This is a genomic window from Phenylobacterium sp., assembly GCF_016793225.1.
Lineage (GTDB): Bacteria > Pseudomonadota > Alphaproteobacteria > Caulobacterales > Caulobacteraceae > Phenylobacterium.
In genome coordinates this window covers 1-20,350 of record NZ_JAEUMN010000082.1, presented here as the reverse complement: position 1 = coordinate 20,350, position 20,350 = coordinate 1, and the positions used below count along the sequence as shown (strand labels likewise).

General features: G+C 71.0%; 20 protein-coding genes and 1 pseudogene. 13 read left to right on the top strand and 8 right to left on the bottom strand.

Features of this window, described 5'->3' with window-relative positions; translation table 11 throughout:
• On the bottom strand, positions 1–701 hold a 701-nt coding region (locus JNK30_RS10230), incomplete at its 3' end, for a TerC family protein (protein WP_293482133.1).
• A 504-nt stretch (positions 702–1,205) separates the two neighbouring features.
• Here JNK30_RS10230 and JNK30_RS10225 point away from each other — a divergent pair.
• The 3 genes from JNK30_RS10225 to JNK30_RS10215 all read left to right on the top strand — a co-directional run bounded on the left by JNK30_RS10225 (position 1,206) and on the right by JNK30_RS10215 (position 4,199).
• Positions 1,206–1,880: a CHAP domain-containing protein gene (locus JNK30_RS10225; RefSeq protein WP_293482132.1), complete on the top strand. Its 675-nt coding sequence runs from the start codon at positions 1,206–1,208 to the stop codon at positions 1,878–1,880.
• 62 nt (positions 1,881–1,942) lie between these two features.
• Positions 1,943–2,896 carry a magnesium transporter CorA family protein gene (locus tag JNK30_RS10220; protein WP_293482131.1) on the top strand — a complete coding sequence of 318 codons (954 nt, stop codon included), beginning with the start codon at positions 1,943–1,945 and terminating at the stop codon, positions 2,894–2,896.
• A gap of 67 nt (positions 2,897–2,963) precedes the next feature.
• On the top strand, positions 2,964–4,199 hold the full coding sequence (locus JNK30_RS10215) for a pentapeptide repeat-containing protein (RefSeq protein WP_293482130.1): 1,236 nt from the start codon (positions 2,964–2,966) through the stop codon (positions 4,197–4,199).
• Here JNK30_RS10215 and JNK30_RS10210 read toward each other — a convergent pair.
• Entirely contained in the window at positions 4,196–4,975 is a 780-nt protein-coding gene (locus tag JNK30_RS10210; protein WP_293482129.1) for a crotonase/enoyl-CoA hydratase family protein, read from the bottom strand. The two genes, JNK30_RS10215 and JNK30_RS10210, sit on opposite strands and share 4 nt — an antisense overlap.
• Positions 4,976–5,065: 90 nt before the next feature.
• On the opposite strand from JNK30_RS10210, the gene JNK30_RS10205 reads away from it, so the two are divergent.
• Positions 5,066–6,289 carry a serine hydrolase gene (locus JNK30_RS10205; RefSeq protein ID WP_293482128.1) on the top strand — a complete coding sequence of 408 codons (1,224 nt, stop codon included), beginning with the start codon at positions 5,066–5,068 and terminating at the stop codon, positions 6,287–6,289.
• Between the two features lie 16 nt (positions 6,290–6,305).
• On the opposite strand, the gene JNK30_RS10200 is transcribed toward JNK30_RS10205, so the two are convergent.
• Positions 6,306–7,781 carry an MATE family efflux transporter gene (locus tag JNK30_RS10200; RefSeq protein WP_293482127.1) on the bottom strand — a complete coding sequence of 492 codons (1,476 nt, stop codon included), beginning with the start codon at positions 7,779–7,781 and terminating at the stop codon, positions 6,306–6,308.
• Between the two features lie 174 nt (positions 7,782–7,955).
• Between JNK30_RS10200 and rfbD the strand changes: the two genes are divergently transcribed.
• Positions 7,956–8,843: a dTDP-4-dehydrorhamnose reductase gene (gene rfbD, locus JNK30_RS10195; protein ID WP_293482126.1), complete on the top strand. Its 888-nt coding sequence runs from the start codon at positions 7,956–7,958 to the stop codon at positions 8,841–8,843.
• Here rfbD and JNK30_RS10190 read toward each other — a convergent pair.
• The 3 genes from JNK30_RS10190 to JNK30_RS10180 form a co-directional block, all read right to left on the bottom strand.
• Entirely contained in the window at positions 8,840–8,980 is a 141-nt protein-coding gene (locus JNK30_RS10190) for a hypothetical protein (protein ID WP_293482125.1), read from the bottom strand. The genes rfbD and JNK30_RS10190 overlap by 4 nt on opposite strands.
• 77 nt (positions 8,981–9,057) lie before the next feature.
• Positions 9,058–9,507, bottom strand: coding sequence for an ArsR family transcriptional regulator (locus JNK30_RS10185; protein ID WP_293482124.1), 450 nt, complete (start codon positions 9,505–9,507; stop codon positions 9,058–9,060).
• The gene (locus tag JNK30_RS10180) at positions 9,507–10,979 is read right to left on the bottom strand and encodes an amino acid permease (RefSeq protein WP_367118742.1); all 1,473 of its coding nucleotides are present in this window, start codon (positions 10,977–10,979) and stop codon (positions 9,507–9,509) included. Before JNK30_RS10180 ends, JNK30_RS10185 begins: the two co-directional genes overlap by 1 nt.
• On the opposite strand from JNK30_RS10180, the gene JNK30_RS10175 reads away from it, so the two are divergent.
• The 4 genes from JNK30_RS10175 to JNK30_RS10160 all read left to right on the top strand — a co-directional run bounded on the left by JNK30_RS10175 (position 10,978) and on the right by JNK30_RS10160 (position 16,452).
• Positions 10,978–12,726, top strand: a complete 1,749-nt coding sequence (locus tag JNK30_RS10175; protein ID WP_293482123.1) for a DUF885 family protein — start codon at positions 10,978–10,980, stop codon at positions 12,724–12,726. The two genes, JNK30_RS10180 and JNK30_RS10175, sit on opposite strands and share 2 nt — an antisense overlap.
• Before the next feature lie 69 nt (positions 12,727–12,795).
• Positions 12,796–13,206, top strand: a complete 411-nt coding sequence (locus JNK30_RS10170; protein ID WP_293482122.1) for a VOC family protein — start codon at positions 12,796–12,798, stop codon at positions 13,204–13,206.
• Positions 13,207–13,317: 111 nt separating this feature from the next.
• Positions 13,318–15,414 carry a redoxin domain-containing protein gene (locus tag JNK30_RS10165; protein WP_293482121.1) on the top strand — a complete coding sequence of 699 codons (2,097 nt, stop codon included), beginning with the start codon at positions 13,318–13,320 and terminating at the stop codon, positions 15,412–15,414.
• A 45-nt stretch (positions 15,415–15,459) separates the two neighbouring features.
• Positions 15,460–16,452 (top strand): D-2-hydroxyacid dehydrogenase, encoded by a 993-nt coding sequence (locus tag JNK30_RS10160; protein ID WP_293482120.1) that lies wholly within the window; start codon positions 15,460–15,462, stop codon positions 16,450–16,452.
• Here the strand turns inward: JNK30_RS10160 and JNK30_RS10155 are convergent, their stop codons facing one another.
• On the bottom strand, positions 16,453–17,088 hold the full coding sequence (locus tag JNK30_RS10155; protein WP_293482119.1) for a TetR/AcrR family transcriptional regulator: 636 nt from the start codon (positions 17,086–17,088) through the stop codon (positions 16,453–16,455). It abuts the gene before it with no gap.
• A gap of 179 nt (positions 17,089–17,267) precedes the next feature.
• Here JNK30_RS10155 and JNK30_RS10150 point away from each other — a divergent pair.
• The 4 genes and pseudogenes from JNK30_RS10150 to JNK30_RS10135 form a co-directional block, all read left to right on the top strand.
• Positions 17,268–17,450 (top strand): annotated as a pseudogene (locus JNK30_RS10150) (TetR/AcrR family transcriptional regulator); the annotation flags it as partial.
• 129 nt (positions 17,451–17,579) lie between these two features.
• Positions 17,580–18,677 (top strand): glycosyltransferase family 1 protein, encoded by a 1,098-nt coding sequence (locus tag JNK30_RS10145; RefSeq protein WP_293482134.1) that lies wholly within the window; start codon positions 17,580–17,582, stop codon positions 18,675–18,677.
• A 100-nt stretch (positions 18,678–18,777) separates the two neighbouring features.
• Positions 18,778–19,260: an NUDIX hydrolase gene (locus tag JNK30_RS10140; protein WP_293482118.1), complete on the top strand. Its 483-nt coding sequence runs from the start codon at positions 18,778–18,780 to the stop codon at positions 19,258–19,260.
• A gap of 61 nt (positions 19,261–19,321) precedes the next feature.
• Complete coding sequence (locus tag JNK30_RS10135; protein ID WP_293482117.1) at positions 19,322–19,534, top strand: hypothetical protein; 213 nt, start codon at positions 19,322–19,324, stop codon at positions 19,532–19,534.
• A gap of 542 nt (positions 19,535–20,076) precedes the next feature.
• Here JNK30_RS10135 and JNK30_RS10130 read toward each other — a convergent pair.
• Positions 20,077–20,350, bottom strand: a 274-nt coding sequence (locus tag JNK30_RS10130; RefSeq protein ID WP_293482116.1) for a deoxyhypusine synthase family protein, incomplete at its 5' end; no start/stop codon positions are given.

Sequence of the window (20,350 nt, the reverse complement as noted above, 5' to 3'; positions counted from 1 at the left end):
GAGAAGGCCATGGCGGCGTAGATGTAGCCCTTGGGCACGTGCATCCCGAAGCCGTCGGCGATCAGGACCGCGCCGATCATCAGCAGGAAGCCCAGCGCCAGCATCACGACGGTGGGGTTGTTGTTGATGAAGTTGGCCAGCGGATCGGCCGCCACCAGCATGATCGCCACGGTGATCACCACCGCCGCCACCATGATCGGCAGGTGCTCGGTCATGCCCACGGCCGTCAGGATCGAGTCGATCGAGAAGACCAGGTCCAGCAGGATGATCTGGAAGATCGCCGCGCCCAGGCCGTTCACGACCGGCGCCTTGGTGTTCAGCAGGCCGTGGGTGTCCTGCGGATCCACCTTCTCGTGGATCTCGGTGGTGGCCTTCCAGACGAGGAAGAGACCGCCGGCGATGAGGATCAGGTCGCGCCAGGAGAAGGTGAGGTCGATGTCGCCGGGCGGATCCCAGGGGATCGAGAACACCGGCTGCACCAGGCCGACGATGAAGGCCAGCGTGGAGAGCAGGGCCAGGCGCATGATCAGCGCGAGCGCGATCCCGATGCGGCGCGCCCGCTGGCGCTGATGCTCGGGCAGCTTGTTCGAGAGGATCGAGATGAAGATGAGGTTGTCGATCCCCAGCACCACCTCCATCACGATGAGCGTGACGAGCGCAGCCCAAGCGGCCGGGTCGCTGACCAGAGCGGCGATATCCATCGATCTCTCCGAAAATTCCCCAGCGCCCTATCTAGTGGCTCCGCTTCCGACGGCTAGGGCCGGGACGAAGTTCCTTTGCGGCGCCGGTTTTTTGCACAGCGGCGCCTCCGCTCAAGGGTTTGTGAAGCGGCGGATTCTCCTCTTGGGGGAATTCGCGCGAAGCCTTGGCCAGGGATCGCGAGCTCTTGTTTCGCATTGTTACGCTTTCGCGAGACAAAGCTAATATTAGGAAATCAAGGGTTAACCCAGGGTCCGAATTCGAGTTGTCTACAGCTCAAATACGAACTCGATAGGCGATGTTCGCCAATAGTTTTCTTCGAACAGCGACAAATACTGCGCCAATTCGGGATGTGATTGAGCGGCGGCGATGCCTCGGTAGGCGCATGTCTGCCGCCGGCTGTGGATAATCCAGCCGCGACATCGCGCCGCGATGCGTAAACCCTCTTTTCACTGAAGCAGGATACGGTTACCCCTTCACCTGTCAGTGCGGGGAGTTTCCGATCAATGCGCAAACGGACGCGGACCCTTTGGGGTTCCCTGGCCGCCGCGGCGTTCGTCGCTCTCGCTCCGGCAGGAGCTGTGGCCGATACCTATTGGCAGTGCGTGCCCTTCGCGCGCCTGATCTCCGGCATCCAGATCTTCGGTGACGCCCGGACCTGGTGGCAGCAGGCCGCCGGCAAGTACGAGACGGGCTTCACGCCGAGGACCGGCGCCGTCCTGGCGTTCAAGCCGACCCAGCGGATGCGCCTGGGCCACGTGGCCGTGGTGAGCCAGGTGCTCACCGACCGCGTGATCCAGATCACCCACGCCAACTGGAGCCCGATCGAGGGTTCGCGCGGCAAGGTCGAGAAGGACGTCACGGTCATCGACGTGTCGCCCGCGGGCGACTGGAGCGAGGTGAAGGTCTGGTACGACCCGAACCGCGACCTCGGCGGCTCCACCTATCCGACGCACGGCTTCATCTACCAGGACGCCTCGGCGCGTGTCCTGGCCGCCTCGGGCGTCAGCCGCCTGCAGAACGGCGCGATCGCGGTGGCCCAGTCCGCCGCCTCGCAGATGGCCAGCGCCGTGCGGCCCGGCCAGGGCCCGATGAGCCTGCTGTCGCAGGCCGCGGACTCCACCGACCGGATCGCCGCCCTCATCGCCGCCGCCACGCGCTCGGACTCGTCCTCCCGCTGACCCCCGGCGGTTGACGCCCGCGCGGGCGCACGGTCTGAAAGGGACTGGGCGGAGAATCGCGCATGCTCTACGTCTTCCGGCGCGGCAAGGGCCAGAGCCAGGTCACCGCGCTCGCCCCCGGCTGGACGCCCGAGGCGGACGTGGTCTGGATCGACCTCGTCAAGCCGACGCGCGAGGAGGAAGTCGCCGTCGAGACGGCCCTTGGGGTCGATCTCCCCACGATCGAGGAGATGCAGGCGCTGGAGCCGTCCAGCCGGCTCTACCAGGAGCACGGCGCGACCTTCATGACCTCGACGCTGATCGCGCGAAGCCACGAGGACCATCCGTTCGCCACGCCCGCCACCTTCGTCCTGTCGAAGGGCGTGCTGGTGACCCTGCGCTACGAGAACCTCCGCGCCTTCACCGTCTTCGGGGAACGGGCGGCGGAGGGCGATCCGGCCACCGGCGCCGCCATGCTGATGGGCCTCTGGGAGGCCATCGTGGAGCGGCTCGCCCGCACCCTCGACGACATGGGCGACCGGGTCGAGGACGTCTCCACCGCCATCTTCCACAGGCCGCGCGCCGGCAACTTTCGGCCGCTGCTGACCGGCCTCGCCCAGGCCCAGTCGGTGACCTCCCTGGTCCGCAACTCTCTGGTCAGCCTCTCGCGGGCGCTCAGCTTCGCCGGCCTCTCCAGCGAGATCGGCGGGGAGGAGGAGAGCCGGGCGCACCTGGAGTCGCTGAAGCGCGACGTCCAGTCGCTCACCGAGAACGCCGGCCAGCAGTCGAGCCACATCGCCTTCCTGCTCGACGCGGCGCTGGGCCTCATCACCATCGAGCAGAACGGAATCATCAAGTTCTTCTCGGTGGCCGCGGTGGCCTTCATGCCCCCGACGCTGATCGCCTCGATCTACGGCATGAACTTCGCCCACATGCCCGAACTGGCCTGGATGGCGGGCTATCCCTTCGCCTTGCTGCTCATGGTCGTCGCCGGCGTGGTCCCGGTGCTGTGGTTCAAGCAGCGGGGCTGGCTCTAGCCACCGGAAGTTGCGCTCAAGGTTCGCTTAAGGACGTCGCGCAACCCATCCTTAAAGCGCGGGCGGCATGGTGAACGCGAAGGCCTTCATGTCGTCCGCACCCCAACAGCATCATACGGCGCTCGACGTCCACGCCCTGCGGGAGGCGCTCGACGCGCATCAGCGCTACCTGTCCGGCCGATCGGGCGGCCGGCGGCTCGCGCTGCACTATGCGGACCTGGCCAACTGCAGCCTCGAGGGCGTCGACCTGAGGGACGCGGACTTGACCGGCGCCAAGCTCTCGGGCGCGACCCTGGCCCGCTCGAACTTCTCCCGCGCGATCCTGTTCGGCGCAGACCTGCGCGAAGCCGACATGCGCCACGTGAACCTGAAGCGGGCCGACCTGCGCGGCGCGTGCATGCGCGGCGCCAACCTGGCCGGCGCCGAGCTCGCCGGCTGCGACCTGCGCGAGGGGCGCATCGCCCTGCAGGACAAGCTGGACGGCTTCCGCATCCTGCGTCACGAGCACCGCCCGGGCGAACTGAACTACGCCGTGCTGTCGGGCGCCAACCTCGCCGGCGCCCAGATGACCGGCGCGGTCGCCATGACCTCGGACTTCACCGACGCGAACCTCTCGGGCGCGGTGCTGACGGGCGCCAAGCTGATGCGCGCGGTCCTGGACGGCGCGGACCTCTCGAACGCCGACCTGGGCGGGGCGGACCTCACCGGCGCCTCGATGAAGCGGGCGGTGCTGAACGGCGTGAACCTGAACCAGGCGCGGCTGGACGACGCCGACCTCACGGGCGTGCTGCGCGCGCCCCCGCCCATCTTCTACGTGGACGACAAGTCGCTGAGCGAGGTCGTGGCCGAACACGAGGCCTTCTGCGACTCGGGCGGGCGGCAGGGCAAGGTGACCAAGCTCGCCGACGTCGACTTCCGGCCGCTGAGGTCGCTGAAGAAGCGGCGGCTCTCGGGCCTCGCGGCGCCGCGCTCGATCTTCTTCGGCCTCGACATGGAGGGGGTGCAGCTCCAGGGCGCCGACCTCTCGGGCTGCGACCTGCGGGGCGCCAACCTGCGCGACGCGGACCTGCGCGGCGCGCGGTTCACCCACGCACAGCTCGCCCGCGCCGACCTGCGGGGCGCGAAGATGGGTCCGCTGGCCATCGGCGACAACCGCTTCGTCCGCACCGACTTCTCCCGCGCCTCGATGCGCGGCGCCGACCTGCGCGGCGCGAGCGCGCCCCGCGCGCGCTTCCTCGAGGCCGAGCTGGACGGCGCGCGCCTCGCCGGCTGCGACCTGGCGGGCGCGGAGCTGGAGATCTAGAACGCCCCGCCGCGGCCCTGGCCGCCGGCGAAGCGGGTCGCGCCTTCGACGTGCGAGCCGGTGCGCAGGGTCTCGAGGCCGACCTGGACCTCGAAGGCCGTCGCCTCGTCCCAGTCCAGGGACCACTGGGCGAGCGCCGAGAGCCGGTCGTTGCGCATGCAGAGCTGCGGGAAGGCCGAGAGCTGCCTGGCCAGCGCCACCGCCGCGGTCAGCGCCTCGCCGTCGGGCACGACGCGGTTGGCGAGCCCCATCGCCAGCGCCTCGGCGGCGCCCACGGGCCGGCCGGTGAGGATCATGTCCATCGCCCGCGAGTGGCCGATGAGCCGCGGCAGCCGCACGGTGCCCAGGTCGATCAGCGGCACGCCGAAGCGCCGGCAGAAGACCCCGAAGGTCGCGCCCTCGGCCGCCACGCGCAGGTCGGCCCAGCACGCCACCTCCAGGCCCCCGGCCACCGCCGGCCCCTCCACCGCGGCGATCACCGGCTTGCCCAGCCGCAGGCGCGTGACGCCCATCGGGCCCAGGTCGCCGTCCGGGCGGATCGGGTTGGCGTCGGACCGCCGCCCGTCGCCGGCGATCGCCTTCAGATCGGCGCCGGCGCAGAAGTACCCGCCGCGCCCGGTCAGCACGGCGACGTCCAGGCCCTCGTCGGCGTCGAAGGCCTTGAAGGCGTCGTAGAGTCGGCGCGCGGTGGCGCCGTCGTAGGCGTTGCGCCGCTCCGGGCGCTCGACGGTGACGATGCAGATGCGTCCGTCGTGCTCGACGCTCACGGTGGTCATCGCCGGATCCTCCCTTGCTGGCCCCCATCGTGGCGCTTGCGGGGGGCGGGAAGGCAAGGGCAAATGCCGCCTCCAAAGGGAGGGCGCGGCATGAACAAGGCCGAGAAGCTGGGGTTCTCGTCGGCGCGGCTGGCGCGCATCGACCGGTTCCTGCAGGAGAAGTACGTCGGTCCCGGCAGGCTGCCGTGCGCCCACTTCGTCCTCGCCCGCCGCGGCGAGGTGGTCCACCAGACGCTGCTCGGCCAGCAGGACCCGGAGCGGGGCGTCGCGATCGCCGACGACACCGTCTACCGCATCTACTCCATGACCAAGCCGGTCACGTCGGTCGCGCTGATGCAGCTGGTCGAGGAAGGCGCGATCGCGCTGGACGATCCGGTGGCCCGGCACATTCCCGAGTGGAGCGACCTGGCCGTCTTCTCGGCGGGAACGGGGCCCTATCTCACGACGCCCTGCGCCCGGCCGATGCAGGTGGTCGACCTGCTGCGCCACACCTCGGGGCTGACGTACGGCTTCCAGAACCGCACCAACATCGACGCCGCGTATCGCCGGCTGAAGCTGGAGGCGATGCACGGCGGGCACGACCTGGAGGCCATGATCCAGCTGATGGCCAAGGTCCCGCTGGAGTTCTCGCCGGGCGAGGCCTGGAACTACTCGGTCTCGACCGACGTGTGCGGCTACCTGGTGCAGAAGATCGCCGGCAAGCCGCTGGACGAGGTGTACCGCGAGCGGATCTTCGAGCCCCTGAAGATGGTCGACACCGGCTTCCACGTCCGCGACGACCAGCGGAGCCGCTTCGCGGCCTGCTACGACGCCCAGCCGGGCGGCGGGACGAAGCTGCAGGACGATCCGCAGAAGAGCCCCTATCTCGCGCCGCCCAGCCTGCTGTCGGGCGGCGGCGGCCTCGTGGGCACCACGGCCGACTACCTGCGGTTCGCCAACATGCTGCTGAACCGCGGCGAGCTCGACGGGGCCCGGATCCTGGCGCCGAAGACCGTCGACCTGATGGCCTCGAACCACCTGCCGGGCGGCGGGGACCTGACCCAGCTGTCGCGCTCGCTGTTCTCGGAGAGCACCAACGCCGGGGTGGGCTTCGGCCTGGGCTTCGCGGTGGTGTTCGACCCGCCGCAGACGCTGATCCCGTGCAGCGTGGGCGAGTTCTACTGGGGCGGCGCGGCCTCGACCGCCTTCTGGGTGGACCCCGTGGAGGAGATCACCGCGGTGTTCATGACCCAGCTGCTGCCCAGCTCGACCTACCCGATCCGCCGCGAGCTGCGGACGCTCACCTACGCCGCCCTGATGGAGACCACGGGATAGCCTTTCGGCGCTGTGCCTAGCGGGCCTTCTCGGTCTCCTTCTCGGGCGCGCGGGCGGCGGCCTCGGCGGCGACTTCGGTCTCCTCGACGCCGGACGGCGGGGCCATGCCGGTGTCCAGCGTCTCGCCGTGCGGCGTCGTGGGCAGCATCCGCGACTTCCGCCAGCCGCCCCAGCGGTAGTAGGCCGCCGCCAGCAGCAGCGACACGAGGCTGCCCGCCGGGAAGCTGAGCCAGACCGCGTCGGCGCCCAGCATCGGCTCCAGCGCGTTGGCGAGCGGCACCCGCACGCCCCACAGGGCGATGATCATGGCCAGGAGCGGCGGCCAGACCGCGCCGGTGGCCCGCACGATGCCCGAGAAGATGAAGGCCATGCCGAAGGGGATGAAGCCCCAGAGCACGATGGAGTTGATGTGCACGGCGATGGGCAGCGAGGGGCTGCCGGCCGGCAGGAAGGCCTGCAGGATGATCGGGTCCAGCAGGTAGATGATCACGATGGGCGTCGCCGAGAAGATGGCGGCGTACATGACGCCCACGCGGGCGATCTTGCCCACGCGCTCCATGTTGCCCGCGCCGACGTTCTGGGCGGCCATGGACGAGACCGCGGCGCCCAGCGCCATCGCCGGCATCTGGACGTAGGTCCACACCTGGACGGCGGCGCCGTAGGCGGCCGCGGTGGTCGAGCCGTAGCCGTTCACCAGGCTCATCATGGTGACGGCCGCCAGGCTGATGACGATCATCTGGAACGCCATCGGCAGGCCCTTGAAGACCAGGTTCTTCACCACGTCCCAGTCGGGCCGGAAGCTGCGCCACTCCGCCGGCGTCAGCACCAGGATGCTCCGTCGGCGGTAGAGGTGCGTGACCATGACGGCCAGCGTGGTGCTCTGGGCGATCAGGGTGGCGGTGGCCGAGCCCACGATGTCGAGGCGGGGGAACGGGCCGACCCCCATGATCAGCAGCGGGTTCAGCGTCACCTCCAGCCCCACCGCCACGAGCGAGAAGAAGAAGGGCGTGCGCGAGTCGCCGGCGCCGCGCTGGGCCATCATCAGGAAGGTGAAGGCGTAGAGGATCGGGATCGCGGTGAAGATCACCCGCAGGTAGGCGATGGCGTCGCGCTTGGCGTCGGGCGGCGTGGCCATGCCGGTGAGGATCGCCGGGGTGAGCGTGTAGCCCAGCGCGCCCACGACCGTCGACAGCGCCAGGAAGAAGAGCGTGGCGGTGCCCACGACCCGCCGCGCCAGGTCGCGGTCGCCCGCGCCCACCGCCTGGCCGATCATGATGTTGGCGGCCATGCTCATCCCGAACATGGCCCCCAGCATCAGGAAGAAGATCTGGTTCGAGTTCGAGATGGCGGTCAGCGCCGCCTCGCCCAGCACATGGCTGACCCAGACCGCGTTCGCCGTCCCGTTCAGCGACTGCAGGATGTTCGAGCCCATCACGGGCAGGGCGAACAGGATCAGCGTCTTGCCGATGGGCCCGGTGGTGAGATCGGGCATGCGCCGGCCGCCCGGCATTCCGCCGGGCCCGCGCATCGCCCCGCCGCCGCTTCCCTCCACGGCCGATTCCTCTCCTGGCTCGCACCGCTTCTACGGGCGCGCCGTTGCGGCATACAAGCGGCGTGTCGGCGCACCGTCGTTTGAGCCGGCCGGCGTTCCCGCTATGACGCGCCCATGAGCCTCAAGATCCTGCAGTTCGGAACCACGGGCCAGCTCGGGCTGGAGCTGCTGCGCCAGGCCCCCGCCCACGACGTGACGGTCACCGCGCTGGGCCGGGCCGACGCCGACCTCGCCGACCCCGCCGCGGCGGCCGAGGCCGTGCGCCGGCACAGGCCCGGGCTCGTGGTGATCGCCGCCGCGCACACGGCCGTGGACCAGGCCGAGTCCGAGCGGGATCTCGCCTTCACGGTGAACGCCGAGAGCCCCGGCGCCATCGCGGCGGCGGCGGCCGAGGTGGGCGCGGCGGTGATCAACGTCTCCACCGACTACGTCTTCGACGGCGCGGGCGGGGCGCCCTATCGCGAGGACGCGGCGACGAACCCGCTGAACGTCTACGGCGCCTCCAAGCTGGCGGGCGAACGGGCGGTGGCGGCGGCGAATCCGCGCGCGCTCAGCATCCGCACGTCCTGGGTGGTCTCGCCGCACGGCAAGAACTTCATCAAGACCATGCTGCGGGTGGCGGCGGCGGGGAACCCGCTGAAGGTGGTGGACGACCAGTCGGGCCGGCCCACCAGCGCGGCCGACCTCGCGGGCTTCATCCTGGCGATCGCCCCCCGGCTCGCCGCGGCGCCGGCCGGCGATCCGGCGTTCGGCGTCGTTCACTTCGCCAATTCGGGCGAGGTCACCTGGCGCGGCTTCGCCCAGGCGATCTTCGCCGAGGCCCTGGGCGAGTCCGCGCCCGAGGTCGCGCCCACCACCACCGCCGAATACGTCACCCCGGCCCGGCGGCCGCTGCGCGCCACCATGGACCTGGGCCGCCTCGAAGCCGTCTACGGCGTGCGCCCCCGCCCGTGGCGGGACGCCCTGCGCGAGATCCTGGCCGAGCTGAAGGCCGCGCTCTAGCGGCCCTCGGCGCCTGCGGCCCGGGTCGCGGCGACCTCGGGCGGCGGGCCCGCGGGCGGACCCTCCTGGAGCCACACCACGACCGCCGCGAAGATCCCCGCCAGCGCGGACAGCGTCAGCATCGTCGTCCAGCTCATCCCGCACCCTCCCGGCGCGGGGGTATAGCGGCTGTCGCGCGGCGGGCGCGGCGGCAGGCGCCCGAAATGAGCAGGCGCTAGAAGTCCAGCCCCAGGGCGTGGAGGCCGCGGTAGAGGCGGCGCAGGTTGGCGAGGTTGGCCGCCAGGAACTCGCGATGGAGGGCAGTGTCGAGGGCGCTCGCGGGGGTGATCACGCCGCCCTTGACGCGCACGCAGTGGCCGCCGCGGATCAGGATCTCCACGTGCCGGCGCGTGGTCTCGTAGGGCAGCCCCAGGGACGCCGCCAGCGAGAGGACGCTGACCGGCCGGCGCTCGGCGTCCGGCGGGATGTCGTCGATCTCGGTGTAGCCCCCCTTCGTCATCAGGTGGGCGACGTTGGCCTGGGTGAGGGCCAGGGACACCAGGCCCGTCAGCAGGTGGCCGCCCGAGAGCTGCCCGAGCAGGTTCAGCGACCGCAGGACGTAGTCGGCGCTGTGGCGGGCCGCCGCCCGGGCGGCCGTGGCGTTGGCTGGAGGTGCGGCGGACATCAGGCCAGGCGGCTCCGCAGCCGGCCGTAGGCGAGATAGGCGCCCACGCCCACGGCGTTCCAGATGAAGAAGAACAGGATCGTCTTCGCCTGCAGGCTGCTGAAGAGCCACAGGCAGCCCGCCACCGTCGCGGGGGCCACGATCCAGACCAGCGGCGTCACGAACGGGCGTTCCAGCGCCGGATCCCGCCGCCGCAGGACCATCACGGCGAACGCGGTGGCGATGAACGCGGCCAGGGTGCCGGCGTTGGCCAGGGACGCGATCTCGTCCAGCGGCATGATCCCGGCGATGACCGCGGCGATGACGCCGGTCAGGATCGTCACCGCCGCCGGGACGCCGCGGCGATCGACGGTGGCGAGGCGCGCCGGCAGAAGGCCGTCCCGCGCCATGGCGAAGAAGACCCGGCTCTGGCCGAACATGAACACCATGATGACCGTCGGCATCGCGACGACCGCCGCGCCCGCGATCAGCTCGGCGGCGGTGTTCTGCCCGAGGGCCTTCAGCGCATAGGCCAGCGGCTCGGAGCTGCGGGAGAAGGGCTCGTAGGGGACCACGCCCAGGGCGCAGGCGGCGATCACCATGTAGATCAGCGTGCAGACCGCCATCGAACCCACGATGCCGATGGTGAGGTCGCGGCGCGGGTTCCGGGCCTCCTCGGCCGCCGTCGAGATGGCGTCGAACCCGTAGAAGGCGAAGAAGATGATCGCCGCGGCGCCCATGACTCCGTACTTCTTGCCGTCGATCTCGTGCGCGCCGTACCCGAAGGGGGCGAAGTCGCCGAAGTTCGCCGCGTCGAAGTGCGGCAGGGTGAAGGCCACGAACACCGCCAGGGCGACGAGCTTCACGCACACCAGGACGAAGTTGATCACCGCGCTCTCGCGGGTGCCGATCAGGAGGACGCCGGTCACCACCAGGGCGATGAACACGGCGGGAAGGTCGATGACCCCCTTGTCGAGGAACATCTCCGGGACGCCCCAGCCGCGCAGCAGGCCCGAGGCGTAGCCCGACCAGCCCACGGACACGGCGCTGCAGACCAGCGTGTACTCGAGGATCAGGCTCCAGCCGACGATCCAGGCGAGGCCCTCGCCCAGCGTCACATAGGTGTAGGTGTAGGCGCTTCCGGCCTGTGGGGTCAGGCTGGCCATCTCGGAGTAGCAGAGCGCGGCCAGCGCGCAGATGAGCCCGGCGGCGGCGAAGGACAGGATGACGGCGGGCCCGGCCAGGCCCGCGGCCACGCCCGTGAGCGTGTAGATGCCGGTCCCGATGATGGCGCCGATGCCCAGCGCCATGAGGTGCGGCCATCCCAGCGTCGCTTTCAGCCGGCGGCCGTCGTGCGCCGAGGCGTGCTCCAGCGGCTTGATCCGCGTCAGGAAGTTCATGGACGCCCCTGTTCGACCGGCCCATTTGGCCTGCGTCGCGACGCACTGCCAAGCCTTGCCGCTGGCGGCGATGCGCGCGAGCCTGCCGGCCATGCGCCGTCTTCTGTTCGTGCTCGCCCTCGCGTTCGCCGTCCCCGCGTTCACGCCCGCCCTCGCCGAGGACCGGCCGCTCGACCGGCTGGTCGCCGACTACGAGGCCTACGCCCTCGGGCAGGATCCGGTGACCGCCGGCCGGGAGGGCGACCGGGGGGCGCTGGCGCGGCTGCCCGACGCCTCGCTCGCCGCGGACCTGCAGCGCCGCGCCGCCTACGAGGCGTTCCAGGCGCGGCTGTCGGCCGTCGACCCGGCCGGCCTGTCGCCCGAGGCCCGGCTGAACCGCGAATTCCTGGCCTGGACCCTCGACCGACGCCTGAAGAGCCTCGCCTTCGACGAGGCGCGGATGCCGTTCAACAGCGACAGCGGCTTCGACATCGAGATGAACTACTACGCCTCGACCACGCCGCTCGACAGCGAGGCCGACGCCGAGGCCTGGATCGCCCGCCTCCGCGCCCTGCCGGGCTACTACGCCCAGAACATCGAGAACGCCCGGCGCGGCGTGCGCACGGGCTTCACCCAGCCCGCGACCACCGGCGAGGCGGTGCTGAAGCGCGCCCGGGCCGCCGCGGCCGCGCCGGTCGAGACCGACCCGCTGCTGAAGCCCTTCGCCGCCGCGAAGCTGCCCCCCGCGCGGGCCGCCGAACTCAGAGCCGCCGCCGAGGCGGTGATCCGCGACCGGATCCGGCCCGCCCAGCGCCGGTTTGCCGAATTCCTCGAGCGCGAATACCTCCCCGCGAGCCGCAAGGGGCTGGGGGCGCGGACGCTCGCGGGCGGCGAAGCCTACTACCGCTGGCTCGTGGCCGACCACACGACCACCGCGATGACGCCCGACCAGATCCATGAGCTGGGCCTCGCCGAGGTGGCGCGGATCCGCGCCCGGATGGAGGAGGTCAAGGCGGAGGCCGGTTTCCAGGGCGACCTGTCCGCCTTCATCCGCTTCCTGCGGACCGACCCGCGGTTCTACGCCCGCACCCGCGAGGAACTGCTCGAGAAGACCGCCTGGTTCGACAAGCGGGTGGACGACCAGATGCCGCGCTGGTTCGGCCGCCTGCCCCGGCTGCCCTTCGGGGTGCGGCCCGTGCCGGCCGAGATCGAGGAGGGCTACACCTCGGCCCGCTATTTCGAGGGCGCGCCGAAGCAGGGCGTCGCGGGCGGCCACATCGTCAACACCAGCCACCTCGACCAGCGCCCGCTGTTCGAGATGCCGGCGCTGGCGGCGCACGAGGCGCAACCCGGCCACCACACCCAGATCGCCCTGGCGCAGGAGCTGGAGGGCGTGCCCGCGTTCCGCCGCAACGCCGGGGTCACCGCCTTCACCGAGGGCTGGGGGCTCTACGCCGAGCGCCTGGCGGGCGAGATGGGCCTCTACCGGAACCCCTACGAGACCTTCGGCATGCTCTCGATGGAGATGTGGCGCGCCTGCCGCCTGGTGGCGGACACCGGCATCCACTGGAAGGGCTGGACGGTGGCCCAGGCGAAGACCTGCTTCACCGACAACACGGCCCTCGCCCCGCTGAACATCGACGTGGAACTGGCCCGCTACGTGGGATGGCCGGGGCAGGCGCTGGCCTACAAGGTGGGGCAGATGAAGATCCTGGAGCTGCGCGAGCGGGCGCGCGGGCGTCTCGGCGACCGCTTCGACATCCGCCGCTTCCACGACGCGGTCCTGCTGGCGGGCCCCCTGCCCCTGGGCCTGCTGGAGCAGCGCATCGAGGCCTGGACCGCTGCGGAGGCGGCGCGCTAGCCGCGGCGTCGGGTCCGGGTGGAACGCCCGCGCGCCCGGCTGCTAAGCTGAGGCCTTCGGGGGGCGGACATGGGCGCGCTGACGTACTGCACGGTGGGCTCGAACCGCCTCGAGGACGCGAAGGCGTTCTACGACGCCCTGCTGTCCCTGGCGGGACTGGAGCCGATCTTCGAGCATCCCACGGGCGGTCGCGTGTACGGGACCGCCGCCGGGCCCAACTTCGGCGTCCTGGGCCCGTTCGACGGCCGGCCGGCGACGGTGGGGAACGGTTCGATGTTCGCGTTCATCTTCGACACCCGCGAGGATGTCGAGCGCTTCCACGCCAAGGGTCTCGAACTGGGCGGCGCCTGCGAAGGTCTTCCCGGGGTCCGCGGGGGCGGGTTGTACCTTGCGTACTTCCGCGACCTCGACGGCAACAAGCTGTGCGCCTACGCGATGCCGGGCGCCCCGATCCGGCGCCGTTCGCCATCTGAACATTGATTAGAAATAATGATGCAACGCGCATCTGCTCGACTATGATCTGACGTAGCAATCAAATTCGAACGGACCCGCCAGGACCCAACCCGGCGGGATCCCTGGGGAGGATACCGGATGACGAAGGCCCGCCTTTCGATGCTGGCGGCGACCGCCTCGGCCAGTGCGCTGCTTGTCGGCTGCACCACGGACGGCCAGGCGCCCAACGCGTTCGCGAACGCGGCTCCGGCCTCGGCCGTGGCGGGCGTCGCGACGCCGGTCTCGGTCGACAACTTCATGCTCGCCGACACCGACTACATGGGCCACGAGCTCTACCGCACCGACGCCAAGCTGGTGGTTCTGATCAGCCACGCGAACGGCTGCCCCATCGTGCGCAATCTCGCCCCGGCGATCCGGGAGCTGAAGGCCAAGTACGAGGGCCAGGGCGTCCAGTTCCTGATGGTCAACTCCGCCGTCCAGGACAGCATGGAGGCGATCGCGGCCGAGAAGGCCGAGTACGGGTTCGACGTGCCGATCCTGAAGGACGCCAACCAGCTGGTGGGCGAGCAGCTGGGCGTGACGCGCACCGGCGAGTTCTTCGTGGTCGATCCCAAGACCTGGAAGATCCTGTACCGCGGCCCGCTGGACGACCGGCTCGACTACGGCGCCCAGAAGGCCAAGGCCGACCACACCTGGACGACCGACGCCATCGAGGCGGCGCTGGCCGGCCGGCCGGTCGTGCAGGCCACGCAGCAGTCCCGCGGCTGCCTGATCGACTTCCCCGAGCGCGGGAAGGTCGCCCAGATCTCATACGCCAAGCAGGTCGCGCCGATCCTCGAGAAGAAGTGCGCCAGCTGCCACACCGAGGGCGGCATCGGCCCGTTCGCCATGTCCAGCTACGAGATGGTGAAGGGCTTCTCGCCGATGATCCGCGAGGTCATCCGCACCGACCGCATGCCGCCGTGGAACGTGGACGCCCACGTGGGCAAGTGGGACGACGACAAGAGCCTCACGCCCACCGAGATCAAGACGCTGGTGAAGTGGGTCGAGCAGGGCGCGCCGCGCGGCGACGGTCCCGACGTGCTGGCCTCCAACGCCAAGAAGCGCAAGGTGACCGAGTGGCCGCTGGGCAAGCCGGACCTGGTGCTCGAGATCCCGGCCTACACCATCCCCGCCTCGGGCGTGGTGGACTACCAGCGGCCGGTGGTCGCCAACCCGCTCACCGAGGGCAAGTGGGTCAAGGCGTCCAGCTATGTGGTCGGCTCGCGCCAGGGCGTGCACCACTTCCTGTCGGGCTACCTCACGGAAGTGCCGAAGGACGGCAAGGGCAACGAGAGCCGCTGGGGCGCGTCCATGGGCGGCTACGCGGTGGGCGCCGAGGCGACGCTGTGGCCCAAGAACGTCGGCACCTACCTGCCGCCGGGCGGCGCCGTCGGCTTCCAGGCGCACTACACGCCCTTCGGCAAGGAAGCGACCGACAAGTCCCTGCTAGGCCTCTACTTCTACAAGGACGGCGAGAAGCCCGAGCTGATGATGCGCAACTCGGTGATCGTGGACAATTCGATCCGCATCCCCGCCGGCGCGGCGCGTCACAAGGAGACGGCCTACCTCGAGATCCCGAAGGAGATGCTGCTCTACTCGGCGTTCCCGCACGCCCACTACCGCGGCTACGCCTCGGACCTCTGGGTGCATCTGCCCGACGGCACGAAGAAGCGCCTGCTGGCGATGCCGCGCTACGACTTCAACTGGCAGCGCGAGTACACCTTCGCCGAGCCGGTGAAGATCCCCGCCGGCTCGCGGCTCGTCGCGAACTACTGGTACGACAACTCCAAGCAGAACCCGGCCAACCCGGACCCGACCAAGACGATCGTCTGGGGCGACCAGTCCTGGGAGGAGATGTTCTACACGGCCATCCGCTACCGGTGGACCGAGGAGACGGCGGCCAAGCAGGTGAACTACGACCAGCTCGTCGACCAGAGCCGCCTCATGGGCATGTTCGACGACAACCTGGACGGCAAGATCCAGGTCGCCGAGTTCCGCGGCGAGCTGGGCGACCGGCTGAAGCCGTTCTTCGCCCAGATGGACCAGGACAAGTCGGGCGGCGTCGAGAACGGCGAGCTGCAGGCGGCCCTGAAGATGATGGGCAACATGCGCCGTCGCCAGCAGCAGTCGGCCGAACAGCCGGCGGCGCCGGCGCCGGTGGCCAAGCCCGCGGCCGGCGGCGGCGGGCGGTAGCGGAACGGCCTCTCCCCGGCTAGACCACCGGCCGGGGAGAAACCCATGCGCCTGCTGCTCCACGAGAAGTCCTACGCCCGCAACCGGGCCGCCCTCGACGCCTTTGGCGCGGCCCTCGAGCTGCTGCTGATCGACGACCAGGGCCAGATCCGGCTCGCGGGCGCGCCCGTGAGCGTCGACGACGCGCAGCCCGACGCGGCCTGGGCCAACCCCGACACGTTCTTCTCCGGCGCCGGCCGGCCGTTCATGGCCGCGGTCCTGAAGTCGCCGCGCCTGCGCTGGATGCAGAGCGGCGCGGCCGGGTTCGACAATCCGGTGTTCGGGCGGATCGTGGAGAAGGGCGCCAGCCTCACCACCAGCCACGGGCAGGCCGTGGGCATGGCCGACTATGTCATGTGGGGCGTGCTGGACGTGCTGCAGGACGGCCCCCGGCGCCGGGCCGCCCAGGCGGCGCACGAATGGGCCCGCCGGCCCTTCCGCGAGGTCGCCGGCACGCGCTGGGTGATCTTCGGCTTCGGCGCCATCGGCCAGGCCGTGGCCCGGCGCGCCCAGGCGTTCGGCGCCCACGTGACCGGCGTGCGCCGCAATCCCGCGCCCGAGCCCTGCGCCGACGCGATCGCGACGCCGTCGGCGCTGCCGGACGTGCTGCCGGACGCCGACGTCTGGGTGCTCGCCGCGCCCGCAACGGCCGAGACGCGGCATGTGGCCGATGCGGCGGCGTTCGCCCGGATGAAGCCGGGCTCGATCCTGGTCAACGTGGGCCGCGGCGCGCTGGTGGACGAGCCCGCGCTGCTGGCGGCGCTGGCGGCGGGACGTCCGGCGCATGCGGTGCTGGACGTGTTCGAGACCGAGCCGCTCCCGGCCGACAGCCCGTTCTGGGACCACCCGCAGGTGACGCTGACGCCCCACGCGTCGGGCATGAGCGCCGGAAACCCCGTGCGCAACGACGCCACCTTCCTGGAGAACCTGCGCCGCTTCCTGGCCGGCGAACCGCTCCAGGGCGTGGCCGACCCGAAGGACGTGCTGGCCGGCGGCTGACTACTCGGGCCAGAGGTCGTGCAGGTCGCCCTTGCGGTTCAGCATGCGCACCGCCCGCTTCACCACCATCAGCAGGCGTTCGCGCCGCGCGGCCTCGTCGTAGGTGAGCGAGCCCTTGGCGAGGCCCTCCAGCAGGAAGCGGCCGAGGTCGCGGCTGGTCTGGAAGCGAGGGTCGTCGCCGGCCTGCACCATCGCCCCGAACCGGACGCCGCCCAGCTGGGCGTGGTCGAAGGCGCTGCGGGCCGCGGCCAGGCGCTCGCGGACCATCGGATCGGTGCGCGCGGCGGCCTCCAGCTCGGCGAAGGCGACGAACGCCGGCTGCTGCAGGAGCGCCCAGTAGACGTCGATGGCGTGCTCGGCGGCGTCCACCCCGGGGGCCGGCTGGGCGGCCGCATCCTCGGACAGGCGCGCCCGGGTCGACTCGATGTGCGCGATGGCCGCCTCGACCAGCTCCTCGCGGCCGGCGAAGTGGTAGAGCATGGCGCCGCGCGTGAGGCCCGCCGCGTCGGCGATCACCGCGTTGCTCGCGGCGTGGTAGCCGATCTCCGCGAACAGGCGCATCGCCGCGTCCAGGATGCGCGTGCGCGTGCGCTGGGACTTGGGCGTCGCGCGGGCGGTGGTAGGGCTGGCGTCCATAGAATCCACGTCGGGAACCTGACGCTCCCTAGGCACGCGGCGGGCGCGCCTGCCAAGAGGCTAGGTGGTCTTTCGCCCCCCTCTCCCGCAAGGGCGGCGCAAATTCCGGGCGCCTGGGCCGCCCGGCGCCCGCCGAGCTGCATTGACTTGCCCGGAGAAGCGATGACAGTTCGACTGTCATGAAAACCCCCCTGCCGAACCTGCGCGACCGCCAGCGGGCGGAAACCCGCGACCAGATCCTGCGCGCCGTCGGCCGTCAGCTCGAGACCCGCAGCCTCGAGGACCTCAGCTTCGCCGAGATCGCCCGCGACGCGGGGGTGGGCGAGCGGACCGTCTACCGGCATTTCCCGACCAAGGAAGCCCTCCTGGGGGCGTTCTGGGCGTGGATGCAGTCCGAGGCCTTCGGCCAGCCCGAGCGGCCCAAGCCCGCCCCCCGCACCGACCGGCGCCTGCGCGAGGCGATCACCGCCCAGCGCGACCCGACCCGTCCGCTGCGGATCCTGATCGCCACCGACGCCTGGGAGCCGCAGGTGAACGGCGTGGTCCGCACCCTCACGCGGGTGGTGAGCGAGCTGCAGGCGATCGGCCACACGGTGGAGGTGATCCACCCGGGCCAGTTCAAGACCTTCCCGCTGCCCACCTACAACGAGATCAAGGTGGCGATCGGCGTCTACGAGCCGGTGCAGGAGCTGTTCAAGGCGTTCGAGCCCGAGGCCATCCATATCGCCACCGAGGGACCGATCGGCCTGGCCGCGCGGCGCATCTGCGTGGAATGGAAGCTGCCCTTCACGACCAGCTACCATACCCGCTTCCCGGAGTACGTCTCGGCCCGCCTGCCCCTGCCGCTGGCCGCCGGCTATGCGTACATGAAGTGGTTCCACAAGCCGTCCGGCCGGCTGATGGTCGCCACGCCGACCATGCGCGAGGAGCTGTCGCGCCACGGCTTCCGCAACATCTCCAACTGGTCGCGCGGCGTGGACACCGAGGTCTTCCGGCCCCGGGCCGAGGGCGAGGCGGACATCTTCGCCCACCTGCCGAAGCCGGTGTTCCTCTACGTGGGCCGGGTGGCGGTGGAGAAGAACATCGAGGCCTTCCTGGCGCTGGACCTGCCGGGCTCGAAGGTCGTGGTGGGCCCCGGGCCGCAGCTGGAGGAACTGAAGCCCAAGTATCCGGACGTGGTCTTCACCGGCTCGAAGCAGGGCGAGGAGCTTGCGCAGCACTACCGGTGCGCCGACGTCTTCGTCTTCCCCTCGCTCACCGACACCTTCGGGCTGGTCATCCTGGAGGCCATGGCGTCCGGGACGCCGGTGGCGGCCTACCCCGCGCCGGGGCCCATCGACCTGATCCCGGGATCGGGCGCGGGCGTCCTGGCCCTCACCGCCACCGAAGGCCTGCGCGAGGCCTGCCTGCAGTGCCTGGACCTCGACCGGCGGGCCGTGCGGGCGTTCGCCGAGACGTTCTCCTGGCGCGCCTGCGCCGAGGACTTCGTGAAGAACCTCGAGCCGTATCCCGAGCCGGAGAAGACCCGGTTCTGGCGCCGCCTGAGGCGCCTGGCCCGCGTGCGCCGCCGCAGGCCCGAGGCCGCCTGATCGCGGGGGGTCCGGCGCCGGGCCGCATGACACTTTTATGACAATGCGGTTGGCGCGCCCGGCAACCGCGCGTAAACCCGCCCGCTCGACGCTCGTTCTCATGATCGAATCACACGGGAGCCTCAGCGCGCCGTTGGGCAAGAAGCAGGACAGAGTTCGTCCCGAACCCGACCGGGAGCCGCGGACCCAGTACGCCGCGCTGCCGTGGCGCCGGCGCGAGGACGGCGAGGTCGAGGTCCTGCTCATCACCTCGCGGGAGACCCGCCGCTGGGTGATCCCCAAGGGCTGGCCCATGAAGGACAAGGAGCCGGGGCCCTGCGCCGCCCAGGAGGCGTTCGAGGAGGCGGGCGTCGTGGGCGAGCCGCGCCGCCGCAGCCTGGGCGCCTACCACTACGACAAGCGCCTGCGGTCGGGCCGCACCCAGCACGTGCGCGTGCAGGTCTTCCCCATGGAGGTGGCCGAGGAGCGTGACATCTGGCCCGAGATGGCCGAGCGCGACCGCAACTGGACCACTCCGGCCGAAGCCGCGCGGCTGGTGGACGAGCCCGAGCTCAAGGCGCTGCTGGCCAAATTCCGCGGCTGACGCGGCCGGGTTTGACGCAGTTCAAGGCGAGGCCGGGCCCCGGCGTCTAGTCGGCCACGCCATGAACGCCGCAGCCCACCGCAACCACCTGCCGGACGCCGGCGCCATCCGCCGCTTCATCGAGGCCGTCGACCGGCGGCTGCTGACCCTGTTCGACGGGGGCGACGAGCCGGACGACGCGACGATCCGGACCATCGCCGCCCTGGAGATCGCGCGCGCCGCCGGCCTGCGCGTGCTGGCGGACGCCGAGGGCCAGGAACGCGCTCTGGACTGAGAACCCCGTCAACAACGTCCGACCATCGGCTGTCATCCCGGTCTCGCCGCAGGCGAAGACCGGGACCCATAGACTCCGTGGCTCCGGAAGGGGCGCGGCGGCGGCGCTTAGCGGGCCGCCTCGACAATCGGGCGCGTCTGGGTCCCGGCCCAGGATGACAGCTGAGAGGGTGGAGGCGCTACCTCAAACCCTGTCATCCCGGTTTCGCCGCAGGCGAAGACCGGGACCCATAGACTCCGTGGTTCCGGAAAGGGCGCGGCGGTGACGCCCGCGGGCCGCCACGACCATCGGGCGCGTATGGGTCCCGGTGTTCCGCTTCGCGGAAACCGGGATGACAGCTGGGAGGGTGGGGGCGCTACCTCAAACGGCTGTCATCCCGGTTTCGCCGCAGGCGAAGACCGGGACCCATAGACTCCGTGGTTGCCGGACGAGGCGCGGCGGTGGCGATGGCGGGCCGCCCCCACAATCGGGCGCGTATGGGTCCCGGTGTTCGGCTTTGCCGAAGCCGGGATGACAGCTGAGAGGGCGGTTCCGCGAGGTGTCTACGCCTTCGCGAACAGGTCGGCCCAGCGCGGCTTCTTGCGGGCCTTGTGCGCGCCGCGGTGGAAGGCGTCCGAGGCGATCAGCGGGACCACCGTGGTGGCCTCGGCGAACACCATCTGCTCCCAGGTCACGTCCACCTTGCCCCAGGAGCAGGCCTCCTTGAGCGTCGAGGACGAGCAGGCGCCGTCACGCACGTCGGCCACCGTGATCTGGACGGCGTACTTGTGCATGTCGACCTCGTGGCCGAGGATCTCGGCGCAGACGACGGTGTCC